The sequence below is a fragment of the Haloactinospora alba genome (genome assembly GCF_006717075.1).
In the GTDB taxonomy this organism is placed as follows: domain Bacteria; phylum Actinomycetota; class Actinomycetes; order Streptosporangiales; family Streptosporangiaceae; genus Haloactinospora; species Haloactinospora alba.
Genome location: NZ_VFQC01000001.1, coordinates 2,812,206 through 2,824,605, shown reverse-complemented (window position 1 = coordinate 2,824,605; position 12,400 = coordinate 2,812,206). Strand labels below are relative to the sequence as shown.

Sequence of the window (12,400 nt, the reverse complement as noted above, 5' to 3'; positions counted from 1 at the left end):
GATGGCGGAGCTGACGATCCGGCCGGAGGAGATCCGGAACGCGCTGCAGCGCTTCGTCCAGTCGTACGAGCCTGATACCGCCCGTGCGGAAGAGGTCGGAACCATCACCTACTCCGGTGACGGTATCGCCCGCATCGGTGGCCTTCCCTCGGCGATGGCGAACGAACTGCTGGAATTCGAAGACGGCACGCTGGGTATCGCCCAGAACCTGGAGATCGGTGAGATCGGTGCCGTTGTCCTGGGTGACTTCACCGACATCGAAGAGGGCCAGACGGTGCGCCGCACCGGGGAGGTCCTCTCCGTGCCGGTCGGGGACAACTTCCTGGGTCGCGTCGTCGACCCGATGGGTCGCCCGATCGACGGTCAGGGTGACATCGAGACGACCGAGCGTCGTGAACTGGAGCTGCAGGCACCGTCGGTGATGCAGCGCCAGCCGGTCGAGGAGCCGATGCAGACCGGTATCAAGGCGATCGACTCGATGACGCCGATCGGCCGCGGCCAGCGGCAGCTGGTCATCGGCGACCGGCAGACCGGCAAGACCGCGATCGGTATCGACGCGATCATCAACCAGAAGTCCAACTGGGATTCCGGGGACCCCGACAAGCAGGTGCACTGCGTCTACGTCGCGATCGGCCAGAAGGGCTCGACCATCGCCGGCGTACGCAGCGCGCTGGAGGAAGCCGGCGCGATGGACTACACCACCATCGTGGCCGCCCCCGCCTCCGACCCCGCTGGTTTCAAGTACATCGCCCCGTACACGGGTTCGGCGATCGGCCAGCACTGGATGTACAACGGCAAGCACGTGCTGGTCGTCTTCGACGACCTGACGAAGCAGGCCGAGGCCTACCGCGCGGTGTCCCTGCTGCTGCGCCGTCCCCCGGGCCGTGAGGCCTACCCGGGTGACGTGTTCTACCTGCACTCGCGTCTCCTGGAGCGCTGCGCGAAGCTCTCCGACGAGATGGGCGGGGGCTCGATGACCGGTCTGCCGATCATCGAGACGAAGGCCAACGACATCTCGGCCTACATCCCCACCAACGTCATCTCCATCACCGACGGCCAGATCTTCCTGGAGTCCGAGCTGTTCAACCAGGGGCAGCGGCCGGCGGTCAACGTCGGGACGTCCGTCTCCCGTGTCGGTGGTGACGCGCAGACGAAGGCGGTCAAGAAGGTCACCGGTTCGCTGCGTGTGGGTCTGGCCCAGTACCGCGAGCTGGAGGCGTTCGCCGCCTTCGGTTCGGACCTGGACTCGGTGTCCAAGGCGCAGCTGGAGCGCGGTCAGCGGCTGATGGAGCTGCTCAAGCAGAACCAGTACAACCCGTTCCCGATGGAGAAGGAAGCCGTCTCCATCTGGGCGGGGACCTCCGGCCACCTGGACGACGTTCCGGTGGAGGACGTGCAGCGGTTCGAGGCGGACTTCCTGGACTACGTCTCCCGCGAACACTCCGGTGTCCTGGACAACATCCGGGAGAGCGGCAAGTTCGAGGACGAGACGGCCGACGCCCTCAAGGAGGCCGTCGAGACGTTCAAGCAGTCCTTCGAAACCAGCCAGGGCACCATCCTCGGCGCTGAGGAGGAAAGCGAGGCGCTGGAGGAGAGCCAGGTCGGCCAGGACACGATCAAGGTCGCAAAGAGCGCCGGGAAGTAGGACATGGGAGCACAGCTTCGCGTCTATCGCCGGAGGATCCGCTCGACCAGGTCGATGGCGAAGATCACCCGTGCGATGGAGCTCATCGCCACCACCCGCATCACGAAGGCGCAGCGGGCGGTCGAGGCGGCGGAGCCCTACGCGCGAGAGATCAACCGGGCCGTCTCGGCCGTGGCCGGTCGCGTCGACGAGCACCCGCTGCTCAACGAGGCGGAGAATCCCACGCGGGCCGCTGTCCTGGTGATCACGAGCGACAAGGGTCTCGCCGGTCCCTACACGACCAACGCCATCAAGGAAGCCGAGTCCCTGGGCGCGCTGTTGGAGCAGCAGGGCAAGGAGCCCCTGCTGTACGTGGTGGGCAGCAAGGGCATCGCCTATTACCAGTTCCGCAAGCGCACCATGGAACAGACGTGGGAGGGGATCACCGAACGTCCCTCCTACAAGCACGCCCGTGAGATCGGGTCGGCCCTGATGGACCGGTTCATCCAGGAGACGGAAGAGGGCGGTGTGGACGAGATCCACATCGTCTCCACCGAGTTCATCTCCATGTTGACCCAGCGTGCGGCGTCGCGACGCGCGCTTCCGCTGAAAGTCGAGGAGGTGGACAAGGAGCAGCTGGAGCAGGAACAGGGCGGTGCCCTTCCGCTGTACGACTTCGAGCCGTCGCGGGAGGAGGCCCTGGACCAGCTGCTTCCGCAGTACGTGGCCAACCGGATCTATTTCGCGCTCCTGGAGTCGGCGGCGTCGCAGCACGCTTCGCGGCGCAACGCCATGAAGGCGGCTACCGACAACGCCGAGGAGCTTGTGCAGAACCTGACCCGCCAGGCCAACCAGGCCCGCCAGGCGGAGATCACCAACGAAATCAGTGAGATCGTCGGCGGTGCTGACGCCCTCACTGGTGCCAGCGCGGGGAGTGAATAAGAGAAGTGACTGCGACTGCTGAAGGGGCGGCCGCGGCTGGCACGGCAACCGGGCGCATCGCCCGGGTGACCGGCCCGGTCGTCGACGTGGAGTTTCCCGTCGGCTCACTGCCGGCGATCTACAACGCCCTGCACACCGATGTGACGGTCGGTGGGACGAGCAAGACGGTGACGCTCGAGGTGGAGCAGCACCTCGGCGACAACCTGGTGCGTACGGTCAGCCTCGCGCCGCAGGACGGCATGGTCCGCGGTGCCGAGGTGCGCGACACCGGAGAGCCGATCAGCGTCCCCGTCGGTGACGTCGTCAAGGGCCACGTGTTCAACACGCTGGGCGAGTCGATGGACGTGCCCAGCTCGGAGCTGGAGGTCACCGAGCGCTGGCCGATCCACCGCTCCGCCCCGAGCTTCGACCAGCTCGAGTCGAAGACCGAGATGATGGTGACCGGTCTCAAGGTCATCGACCTGCTCACCCCCTACGTGCGGGGCGGGAAGATCGGTCTGTTCGGCGGTGCCGGCGTCGGCAAGACCGTGCTGATCCAGGAGATGATCACCCGTATCGCCCGTAACTTCGGCGGTGTCTCGGTGTTCGCCGGCGTGGGTGAGCGCACCCGCGAGGGCACCGACCTCTTCCTGGAGATGGGCGACATGGGGGTGCTGGACGACACCGCCCTCGTGTTCGGCCAGATGGACGAGCCGCCGGGCACCCGGCTGCGTGTGGCACTGTCCGCGCTGACCATGGCGGAGTACTTCCGCGATGCGAAGAAGCAGGACGTGCTGCTGTTCATCGACAACATCTTCCGGTTCACCCAGGCGGGCCAGGAGGTCTCCACCCTGCTCGGGCGGATGCCCTCCGCGGTGGGTTACCAGCCCAACCTGGCGGACGAGATGGGTCAGCTCCAGGAGCGGATCACCTCGACCCGAGGCCACTCGATCACCTCGATGCAGGCGATCTACGTTCCCGCGGACGACTACACCGACCCGGCGCCGGCGACGACGTTCGCCCACCTGGACGCGACGACCGAGCTTTCCCGCTCGATCTTCCAGAAGGGCATCTTCCCGGCGATCGACCCGCTGTCGTCCACCTCGCGCATCCTCGACCCGCAGTTCGTGGGTCAGGAGCACTACGACGTCGCCCAGCGGGTCATCCAGATCCTGCAGCGGAACAACGACCTGCAGGACCAGATCGCCATCCTCGGCATCGACGAGCTGTCCGAGGAGGACAAGATCACGGTGAACCGGGCGCGGCGACTGGAGCGTTTCCTGTCGCAGAACATGTACGTCGCCGAGAAGTTCACCGGCGAGCCGGGCGTGTTCGTGACGCTGGAGGAGACCATCGCCTCCTTCAAGGCGCTGTGCGACGGTGAGTACGACCACCTGCCGGAGCAGGCGTTCCTCGGCGTGGGCAGCATCGAGGGGGCCGAAGAGAAGGCCAGGACGCTGCAAGGCTAGAGGCGCTGGCGGGGGCGGGCCCACGGTCTGCCCCCGCGCGACGCCCGCGAGCTTAGGGAGTTTGTGGCAGTGTCACAACAGCTTTTCGTCGAGATCGTCTCTCCCGAAAACGAGATATGGGCGGGCGAAGGCGATATGGTTATCGCCAAGACGACCGACGGCGAGATCGGCCTGCAACCCGGGCACGTCCCCGTGATGGCGCTTCTGGCGCCGGGGTCCGTGGTCCGGGTCCTTGGTGGCAGGGAGACGGGCGAGGTCCGGGTCGCCGCGCACGGTGGGTTCGTCTCCATGGCGAACAACCGGGTCTCGATCCTCGCTGAGATCGCCGAACTCGCTGAGGACATCGACGTGGACCGTGCCAAGGTCGCGTTGGACGGGGCGGAATCCGCGGGTGTCAGCGCGGAGGACGCCGAGGCTCAGGCCCGTGCGGAACGGGCGCGCAGCCGTCTGCAGGCAGCAGAGGCGCTTTAGGGACCGGCAAGGGGTACGTACAAGTGGGGGCGCTGCTGACCGGCCAACCGTGGTACGAGATCGCCGAATGGCTGGTGCTCGCCCTGCTTGCCCTGGCTCTGCTGGGACTGGTGGCGGTGACGCTCCGCCGCATGGTGCTGGAACACGGTGGGGGAGCCGTGGAGTGCTATGTCCGCGAGCCCAGTCCGCGCAGTCCCTGGCGTATCGGTTTCGGACGGTACGGCGCCGACGAGCTGCGCTGGTACCGTATTTTCTCGCTCTGGCCGCGGCCGACAGTGGAACTGTCGCGCCGCGGTCTTACTGTGTTGGGGCGTCGTTCCCCCACCTCCCGTGACCTGGCCGAGCTCACCAGCGACGTGACCGTGCTGGAGGTCGGCTGGTCGGTGGAGGGCACCCCGCCCACGGAGGCCTCACTGGAGATCGCCATGAGCGAGGGGGCGCTGACGGGGTTCCTGTCCTGGTTGGAGTCCCGACCGCCCGGATCCAGCTGGCACTAGGGTCTGTCCGACGGACGCGGCGCTGGTCGCGCCGTTCGTCACGGACTCCCCCCGGTCCCGGGACCGGGGGGAGTCCGGTGCCGGGAACCGCTCGCGTCGGTCCTGCGCGGCGCGCGCGGTTCCGGTTACGCTGGCCCCATGATCGTGGCATTCTCCGTAACTCCGATGGGTACCGGCGAGTCCGTCGCCCCCGAGGTCGCCCGGGCGGTGCAGGTGGTACGCGAGAGCGGCCTGCCGAACCGGACCGACGCGATGTTCACCACCGTCGAGGGCGAGTGGGACGAGGTGATGGACGTCGTGCGCCGCGCGGTCGCGGCCGCGGGCGAGAACTCCGACCGGGTCAGCCTGACGTTGAAGGCCGACATCCGGGAGGGGGTCGACGACGGACTGACCCACAAGGTCGAAGCGGTGGAACAGGAACTCGACCGAGGATAGGGGACAGGCGTCCCTAACGCTCCCCACCCGGTTTCCACAGCACCTGCTCGCCGTCCTCGCCGAGAACCCGGCACAGCACGAACAACAGGTCCGACAGCCGGTTCAGGTAGCGGGCGGTCAGCGGGTTGACGCTGTCGCCGTAGTCCTCCATCGCCGCCCACGCCCCGCGTTCCGCCCGACGTGTCACGACCCGCGCGTTGTGCATCAGGGCGACCGCGGGTGAGCCGCCGGGGAGGATGAAGCTACGCAGCGTCGGCAGCTCGGCGTTGTAGGAGTCGCACTCCTCCTCCAAGCGTTCGATGTAGGCCTCTTCCACGCGCAGCGGCGGGTACGGCGGGTCATCCGTCACAGGGCAGGACAGGTCGGCCCCGAGGTCGAACAGTTCGTTCTGCACCCGGCCGAGCAGGGCGCGGATCTCCTCGGGTACGTCGCCGAGCGCCAGGGCCGTGCCGATCGCGGCGTTGGCCTCCTCCACGTCGGCGTAGGCGACCAGACGCGGGTCGGTCTTGGTGGTCCGGCTCATGTCGCCCAGCGCCGTGCTTCCCGCGTCGCCGCCCCGTGTGTAGATCTTGGAGAGTACGACGGGAGTGTCGGTGTCCCGTTGCTTGGTCATGTCATCCACCCTACGAGCGGACCGACGAAGGACGCATAACCGTTCGGTATCGACGGGTGGCCCAAGCGGCGGCCACTGGTACATTAAGAGGTCCGGAAGGTTACACAAAGTAGTTTTCCGGTTACGGCACCGTGGGGAACATGCAGTGTGTCAGGTTCGGGTGCGCAGCGGGGGACATCCGAAACGGCTGGCAGGAAGGGGAAGCCGCCTCCTGGGGCGAAGAGGCGGCTGCATGCCGGTTCGTGGGCGGGTGGCGCGGTTGGGGAGGCCGGGCCGCCCGCCGTTCGGACACCGCCCCGCGGGTGCGCTCACCGGTGCCGTGGAGGGGCGAGACGCCGCAGCCGCTCGCGGGCGGGGTTACCGCTCGCGAGCGGCTGGTTCGGGGGATGGACCCGGGCGGTGGAGGTCTCTCCTCCCGTATGTCGTCCCGGAACCGTGCCGACGGTGTCCTCCCGTCGCCGGAGGAACCGTGCCGCCGTGATCCTCGGCAGTGCCGGCGCGGCACCGGCGGTTCCGATCATGACGAACGGCGCCGCTCACCGGCCTCTGGGGCCTGTTTTTCGGGCGCTTGTCCTGCTGCGCGCCGCCCCGGCACACCGCCCGGCGGCGTTCCCGTCGGTCGGCGGAGGGTCCGCTCCGCCTCCCTGACCGGCCGTGCCGGGCGGCACCGGAGACGCCGCTCGCGGCGAACAGCGTCCAAAAACAGGACCTAGCGCAACCAGCTGTCGGCTTTCCGGTCGAACCGGAGTTCCTCCGCCCCCTGGTAGGAGCGGACACCGTTCACCGGGAGCGTGCTCTCCGCGTAGGTCTCCACGGTGTGGGCCACGCCGCCGGAGAGCTGCTCCACCGCGGTCCAGTTGATGTTGTCGATGTCGTCGTCGGCCGTGTGGTAGTTCGGGTCGAAGTCCTCGCCGGCCGTGCCGCCGTAGTACTCCACCTGCTCCTCGGTCTTGACCCCGTCGCCACCGCTGAACAGCCCGCCGGAGGCGATACCGGCCTCCATGAACGCGCTGTAGTCCGAGCGGCCGCTGAACTCGGTGGGCTCACTCACCAGGCCCTGGCTGTCGAAGTAGTCCTCGAACTCCTTCTGGATGGCGGCCGAGCCGGCCGGCGGGGTGAGGGAGCCCTCCAGCTCGCCCCGGCCGTCGTAGACGAACCGGCCGAAGTTGGGCGAGCCGAGCATGTCGAAGTTGAGGTAGAGCCCGATGTTGTCCAGTTCCTCGTCGCTGAGGCCCTCAACGTACTTCGTCGAACCGATGAGGCCCTCCTCCTCGGTTCCCCAGAAGGCGAACCGGACCGTGTTGTTCGGTTCCTGCAGCTTCGCGAGCTGTTTCGCGGTTTCCAGGACCGTCGCGGTTCCACTGCCGTTGTCGTTGATGCCCGCTCCCGCGGGTACCCCGTCCAGGTGCGCGCCGACGACCACCGCGTTCTCGTCGTCGCCGCCCTCGGTGTCGGCGATGACGTTGTAGGAGGTGTGGGTGCTCACCCCGGCGTCGACCGTGAGGCTGACCTCGAGGTCACCGCCGGCGTCGACCAGGTCCTCTCCCACGGCGTTGCTGGTGCCGACCACGGGGATCTCGCTGAGGGAGGACAGGGTGCCGCTGAACGCCTCGTTGTCCTCGGGGGCGTCGCTGTTGCCGTGGTTGAACACCACGGCCGCGCTCGCGCCCGCCTCGGTGGCGTTGTCCGCCTTGGTCTCGAAGGTGCAGCTGCCCCGCTGCATGATGGCGACCGCGCCCTCGGGAAAGTCCGCGAAGTCCTCGGCGGAGCAGCCGCTCTGGTCGCTGTCCGCGTTCACCGCGGCGCCGGGAGCGGTGACGTCGCCGGAACCCGAGTACTCCATGGTCTGGAAGTCCGTTCCCCGGGCGAACTCGCGTTCCTCGGGGGCGGACTGGGTGAACGCCGGGTCGGCGTTCTGCTCCCATTTCTCGTACTCGTAGGTGTCCTTGCGCGGTTCGTAACCCGCCCGCTCGAGCTGGTCAATGACGTACTTCGCGGAAATCTCGTAGCCGTCGGTTCCCGAGGCCCGGTTTCCGCCGTTGTAGTCGGAGATGATCTGCAGGCTCTCCATGTGTTCACGGATGTTTTCCGTGGTCACCAGAGTGGGGAGCTGTGTGGGAGGGGTGCTCGCCTGGGCGACTGACGGTACGAGACCGAGAGCGAACGCGGTGAGGACCGCGCTTCCCCTGACGAGCATGCGCCTACCGGAACGGTTGGGGGATTCTCCAGAGTCTGTGCTGTGCACGGTGACCTTCCTTTGTTCGACGACCCGCCCCGGGGATTGTGGGGCGGGACGAAAGGCGCGGACTCTGGAGAGCCTGACATTGATGAATACCGCGCATCAAGATGACACGTCCCGTAAGTCGGATATGCAGCGGACCGTGCTGAAATGCATACGGATTCTGTATTTTCCCTGGAAAACCGGAAATCTGACCTGGTCAGTTCCTCCCGTCCTCGATCTCGGCGTCGCCGGTGCGCCGCGAACGCTTCTGGTGCTGGCGCTTCTTGTAGTGGACATCGACCCCCGCCATGAGCGCCACGCCCACCACATGCACGACAGGGGTTCCGCTCTCCAGCACACTGGGCGGCTCTCCCTCCGTGCCGTAGCCGCCCATGACCCCGATGCCGTGGATGCGAACCTCGATGTCGTCGGGGGCGGTGATCTCGATACCGCCCATGAGCGTGTTCGCGTGGATCGTGACCTCGGGGGCGGAGAACCGCGCCTCCCGCAGGTCCAGCTCGACCCCGCCCATCACCGCGACGCAGAAGTAGTGGCGCGGGACGATCCAGTTCCCGGTACGGTTCGACCCTCCCATGATCGCGACCGAGAACCCGCCGGTCGGCTTCCCGCCGACCCGTTCCCGGCCGTAGACGGGGCGCGGCGCCGCGGACACTCCGGCGGTGGAGACCTCCCTGGAGGGGTTGTCAGGGATCGCGGGAAGATCCTCGGTGAGAGGGGCCAGCTCGCCCCGGGTGGTGGCACCGTAGACGCTCTCCAAGCGCTCACTGTGTTCCGCGGGGGTGATTCTGCCCTCCGCCAGCGCCTCGCGTAGCTGGTTGGCCACGGTGTCCCGGTCGGCGTCGGAGGCGCGGATCGGATCCTGGTGCGAGTGAGGAACGGGGTTCTCGTTGTCGGTCATACCCCACAGTTTCGCGCTTCCCCGAACCCCGGTGCCACCGGCGGTGCCCTGACCGTTCCCTGAGATACGGGAAGCCGAGCGGTGCCCCCGGGCACCGCGCGACGCTGGACCCCGTTCCACCGCGGGCGGGCGGGGAGGACACGTCCCGCCTTCGCTCCCCGAGGCGGCGGGAAGCGGAAGCGAACCTGATCCGGGGCGCCGCACCGGGCTTGGGACACCGGTTGTTCGCCCCCGCGCCACCGGAGGCGGACTACCGGGGGCGCGGAGGCAACAACCGGTTACTCACGCGGCGGCCGGTCGAGCACCTCCACGAAAACGATCCTGTCCTCCACCACGTCGAGGACCAGCATCTGGTGGCGACGGGAGAGCGAGAGCGTGTAGTGCCCGGGGCCGTAGGGGCCGTCGGGTGGCTGCGCCGTGTAGAAGCTCAGACACGACGGCTCCCCGCACTCGCACCAGGAGTGGAAACTCAGGTCGGGGATGGTCGCTGCCAGCCTCTGCTCGCCCGCTTCCGTGAGGAGCTCCATCAGGTCCACGGCGAGCTCCGGTAGCACGTCCATGACGAATCGGCCCGAAAGGATCTCCATCAGAGCAGAATAAAACGTCTGAGTCCGCGAAAACGTGGATTCGCCCTATCCGGTCTCCTTCGATTCGCCTACGGCAGTCGCGAGCGCCTCGAAGAGCAACGCCGCCGACGCGGCACCGGGGTCCCGGTGCCCGGCGCTGCGCTGCCCCATGTAGGAAGCCCGCCCCTTGCGCGCCACCATGTCCTCCGTGTCCTTGGCCCCCTTGGCGGCGGCGTCGGCCGCAGCCCGGGCCGCCTCCACCACGTCGCCCCGCGACCGCAGCACCCCGGTGAGAGCGGCGACCGCCGGAAGGCAGGCGTCCAGAAGCGTCTTGTCCCCTTCCCGCGCCCCGCCCAGTCGGCCCACCGCCTCCACCCCGTCCTCCAGGGCGGATCCCACATCGCCGGGTTCCGTGCCGGCACCGGAGAGCCGTTTCCCCGCCGTGCGGAACAGCGAGCCGTACAACGGCCCGGAAGCACCGCCGACACTGGAGATCAGCGTACGGCCGGTGGTGGTGAACACCTCGCCGGCCGTGCCGTGGTCTCCCGACCCCACCGCCTCCGCCGCCGCGGCGAACCCCCGCTGCATGTTCGTCCCGTGGTCGCCGTCGCCGATGGCGGTGTCCAGACCGGTGAGGTAGTCCATCCGCCGTCCGAACACATCCGCGGCGCCGCGTACCCACGCGCGGGCCGCGCCGGCGTCGATTCCCGGATCGCTCATGGTTCCTGGCCTCCCGTGGACGGGTCACACCTTCCAACGCAGGTGCGGGGTGGCGACGGGGGCGTCCCACAACTCCAGCATCTCCTCGTCCGCGCCGCAGACCGTGAGGGACGCCCCGGCCATGTCGAGACTGGTGACGTAGTTCCCCACCAGTGTGCGGGCGACGCTCACCCCGCGCCGCCGCAGCTCCGCCGCGACATCGCCGTACAGCAGGTACAGCTCGTGCAGGGGAGTGCCGCCCATCCCGTTGAGGAGCACGATCGCCGGACTGTCAGCGGCGCGGGGCATGTCGTCCAGGACGCTCTCCACGAGCACGGCGGCCAGGTCCCGGGAGGGCCGCATCCGCTCCCGGCTGCGGCCCGGTTCACCGTGGATCCCCACGCCCACCTCGATCTCGTCCTCGGCGAGGGTGAACCCCGGACGTCCCGACGCGGGGGTCGTACAGGCGGTCAGCGCCAACGCGAACGAGCGCGAGGCGTCGTTGACCCGGCGCCCCATCTCCGCGACCGACGCCAACGGTGCTCCCCGTTCGGCCAGAGCACCGGCCATCTTCTCGACGAGCAGGGTGGCTCCGGTGCCCCGGCGCCCCGCCGTGAACGTGGAGTCGCGCACCGCGACGTCGTCGTTGACCAGCACGGTCTCGGTCGCGACACTGTCCTCTCCGGCCAGCTCCGCCGCCATCTCGAAATTCAGCACGTCACCGGTGTAGTTCTTCACGACGAACAGCACCCCGGGTCCGGTGTCGGTGGCCGCGACGGCGGCGCTCACCTGGTCCGGAACCGGAGAGGTGAACACCTCCCCAGGGCACGCCGCGTCCAGCATCCCCGGCCCGACGAACCCGGCGTGCAGCGGTTCGTGTCCCGAACCACCACCGGAGACCAGCGCGACCTTCCCCGGAGCCGGACGGGCGCGAGTGACGATCCGCCGTTCGGTGTCCACCGTGAGCTCGGCGTGCACGGCGGCCAACCCGGTGAGCGTGTCGGTGATGACCTGGTCGGGGTCGTTCAGGAACTTCTTCACGGTGCGGCCTCCCCCAGACGGCAGCGGGTTCGGGAAGGGCCTACCCGGCGCGCCGCGGGTGAACCCCACCGTCCGCGCCGTCGGGGTTATGCTCCCCCCATGGCAGCTAGCGTGGGAATCGTCCTGGTGGCGCACAGCGCGGACCTCGCGGCAGGTGTCGCCGCACTGCTCGCCGAGCTCGGCTCGCAGCCGGTGACCGTGGCCACGGCCGGTGGCGACGACGAGGGCGGGATCGGCACCTCCTACACGAAGGTCGCCGAGGCCGTAGCCCGCGCCGACTCGGGCGCGGGAGCGGTGGTGCTGGCCGACCTGGGGAGCTCGGTCCTCACCGCGCGCATGGTGCTGGACGACCGGGACGACCTCGCGGCCCGTTTCGTCGACGCCCCCTTCGTCGAGGGTGCGGTGGCGGCCAAGGCGGCCGCGTCCGCCGACGCCGCGCTTTCCGCCGTCGCGGCCGCCGCGGAGGAGGCCTGGGACTACCGCAAGGAGTGAGGCGCGCGGCGCGGGGCGACGGTCCGTCCCGCCGCGGCGGGGTGGTATCCCGGTACGGATGAGTATCGCGACACTGCAAGGGTTGCTGGCCGACTTCGCCGAACGCCGCGACTGGGGGCCGTTCCACACCCCGAAGAACCTGGCCATGGCACTGACGGGGGAGGCGGGTGAGCTCGCCGCCGAGTTCCAGTGGATGGAACGCGAGGAGTCGCAGCGGGTGATGGACGACCCCGCCAAGGCCGAGGCGGTCCGGATGGAGATGGCCGACGTGTTCAGCTACCTGCTCCGGATGGCCGATGTGCTGGACATCGACCTGGAAACCGCGCTGAAGGAGAAGATGGCGCGCAACGAGGAGCGTTTCCCCGTCGGCGCCCCTCCGTCCCGGCACGGGTCGGCCGCGGGCGGACCGCACACGTGAGCGCCGGGCGGGCG

At 68.6% G+C, this 12,400-nt stretch carries 14 protein-coding genes; 8 read left to right on the top strand and 6 right to left on the bottom strand.

Annotation, left to right across the window (positions count from 1 at the left end):
- The first annotated feature begins 1 nt into the window (after position 1).
- The 6 genes from atpA to FHX37_RS12630 all read left to right on the top strand — a co-directional run bounded on the left by atpA (position 2) and on the right by FHX37_RS12630 (position 5,417).
- Positions 2–1,645, top strand: coding sequence for a F0F1 ATP synthase subunit alpha (gene atpA / locus FHX37_RS12655; RefSeq protein WP_141924079.1), 1,644 nt, complete (start codon positions 2–4; stop codon positions 1,643–1,645).
- Positions 1,646–1,648: 3 nt separating this feature from the next.
- Complete coding sequence (locus FHX37_RS12650) at positions 1,649–2,566, top strand: F0F1 ATP synthase subunit gamma (RefSeq protein ID WP_141924078.1); 918 nt, start codon at positions 1,649–1,651, stop codon at positions 2,564–2,566.
- A 5-nt stretch (positions 2,567–2,571) separates the two neighbouring features.
- Positions 2,572–4,014 carry a F0F1 ATP synthase subunit beta gene (gene atpD / locus FHX37_RS12645; protein ID WP_141924077.1) on the top strand — a complete coding sequence of 481 codons (1,443 nt, stop codon included), beginning with the start codon at positions 2,572–2,574 and terminating at the stop codon, positions 4,012–4,014.
- 69 nt (positions 4,015–4,083) lie between these two features.
- Positions 4,084–4,485, top strand: coding sequence for a F0F1 ATP synthase subunit epsilon (locus FHX37_RS12640; protein ID WP_141924076.1), 402 nt, complete (start codon positions 4,084–4,086; stop codon positions 4,483–4,485).
- Between the two features lie 23 nt (positions 4,486–4,508).
- Entirely contained in the window at positions 4,509–4,982 is a 474-nt protein-coding gene (locus FHX37_RS12635; protein WP_141924075.1) for a DUF2550 domain-containing protein, read from the top strand.
- Between the two features lie 138 nt (positions 4,983–5,120).
- Positions 5,121–5,417 carry an MTH1187 family thiamine-binding protein gene (locus FHX37_RS12630; RefSeq protein WP_141924074.1) on the top strand — a complete coding sequence of 99 codons (297 nt, stop codon included), beginning with the start codon at positions 5,121–5,123 and terminating at the stop codon, positions 5,415–5,417.
- A gap of 13 nt (positions 5,418–5,430) precedes the next feature.
- Here the strand turns inward: FHX37_RS12630 and FHX37_RS12625 are convergent, their stop codons facing one another.
- From FHX37_RS12625 to dhaK, 6 genes are all read right to left on the bottom strand, one after another.
- Positions 5,431–6,030 carry a cob(I)yrinic acid a,c-diamide adenosyltransferase gene (locus FHX37_RS12625; RefSeq protein ID WP_141924073.1) on the bottom strand — a complete coding sequence of 200 codons (600 nt, stop codon included), beginning with the start codon at positions 6,028–6,030 and terminating at the stop codon, positions 5,431–5,433.
- A 709-nt stretch (positions 6,031–6,739) separates the two neighbouring features.
- Positions 6,740–8,227 (bottom strand): M20/M25/M40 family metallo-hydrolase, encoded by a 1,488-nt coding sequence (locus FHX37_RS12620; RefSeq protein WP_141924072.1) that lies wholly within the window; start codon positions 8,225–8,227, stop codon positions 6,740–6,742.
- 241 nt (positions 8,228–8,468) lie between these two features.
- Positions 8,469–9,170, bottom strand: coding sequence for a DUF1707 SHOCT-like domain-containing protein (locus FHX37_RS12615; RefSeq protein WP_141924071.1), 702 nt, complete (start codon positions 9,168–9,170; stop codon positions 8,469–8,471).
- 278 nt (positions 9,171–9,448) lie between these two features.
- Positions 9,449–9,757, bottom strand: a complete 309-nt coding sequence (locus FHX37_RS12610; RefSeq protein WP_141924070.1) for a hypothetical protein — start codon at positions 9,755–9,757, stop codon at positions 9,449–9,451.
- 45 nt (positions 9,758–9,802) lie between these two features.
- Positions 9,803–10,456: a dihydroxyacetone kinase subunit DhaL gene (dhaL, locus tag FHX37_RS12605; protein ID WP_211351817.1), complete on the bottom strand. Its 654-nt coding sequence runs from the start codon at positions 10,454–10,456 to the stop codon at positions 9,803–9,805.
- Between the two features lie 24 nt (positions 10,457–10,480).
- Complete coding sequence (gene dhaK, locus FHX37_RS12600) at positions 10,481–11,476, bottom strand: dihydroxyacetone kinase subunit DhaK (RefSeq protein ID WP_141924069.1); 996 nt, start codon at positions 11,474–11,476, stop codon at positions 10,481–10,483.
- Positions 11,477–11,575: 99 nt separating this feature from the next.
- On the opposite strand from dhaK, the gene dhaM reads away from it, so the two are divergent.
- The gene (gene dhaM, locus FHX37_RS12595) at positions 11,576–11,968 is read left to right on the top strand and encodes a dihydroxyacetone kinase phosphoryl donor subunit DhaM (RefSeq protein ID WP_141924068.1); all 393 of its coding nucleotides are present in this window, start codon (positions 11,576–11,578) and stop codon (positions 11,966–11,968) included.
- Between the two features lie 58 nt (positions 11,969–12,026).
- Complete coding sequence (locus FHX37_RS12590; RefSeq protein WP_141924067.1) at positions 12,027–12,386, top strand: nucleotide pyrophosphohydrolase; 360 nt, start codon at positions 12,027–12,029, stop codon at positions 12,384–12,386.
- The last annotated feature ends 14 nt before the right edge of the window (positions 12,387–12,400 follow it).

Excerpts from the sequence above, each read along its gene's own strand:
- FHX37_RS12630 (WP_141924074.1), top strand. The coding sequence starts at position 5,121 with ATGATCGTGGCATTCTCCGTAACTCCGATGGGTACCGGCGAGTCCGTC.
- FHX37_RS12620 (WP_141924072.1), bottom strand. The coding sequence starts at position 8,227 with ATGCTCGTCAGGGGAAGCGCGGTCCTCACCGCGTTCGCTCTCGGTCTC.
- FHX37_RS12610 (WP_141924070.1), bottom strand. The coding sequence starts at position 9,757 with ATGGAGATCCTTTCGGGCCGATTCGTCATGGACGTGCTACCGGAGCTC.
- FHX37_RS12590 (WP_141924067.1), top strand. The coding sequence starts at position 12,027 with ATGAGTATCGCGACACTGCAAGGGTTGCTGGCCGACTTCGCCGAACGC.
- dhaM (WP_141924068.1), top strand. The coding sequence starts at position 11,576 with ATGGCAGCTAGCGTGGGAATCGTCCTGGTGGCGCACAGCGCGGACCTC.
- dhaL (WP_211351817.1), bottom strand. The coding sequence starts at position 10,456 with ATGAGCGATCCGGGAATCGACGCCGGCGCGGCCCGCGCGTGGGTACGC.
- FHX37_RS12650 (WP_141924078.1), top strand. The coding sequence starts at position 1,649 with ATGGGAGCACAGCTTCGCGTCTATCGCCGGAGGATCCGCTCGACCAGG.
- FHX37_RS12625 (WP_141924073.1), bottom strand. The coding sequence starts at position 6,030 with ATGACCAAGCAACGGGACACCGACACTCCCGTCGTACTCTCCAAGATC.
- atpA (WP_141924079.1), top strand. The coding sequence starts at position 2 with ATGGCGGAGCTGACGATCCGGCCGGAGGAGATCCGGAACGCGCTGCAG.
- FHX37_RS12615 (WP_141924071.1), bottom strand. The coding sequence starts at position 9,170 with ATGACCGACAACGAGAACCCCGTTCCTCACTCGCACCAGGATCCGATC.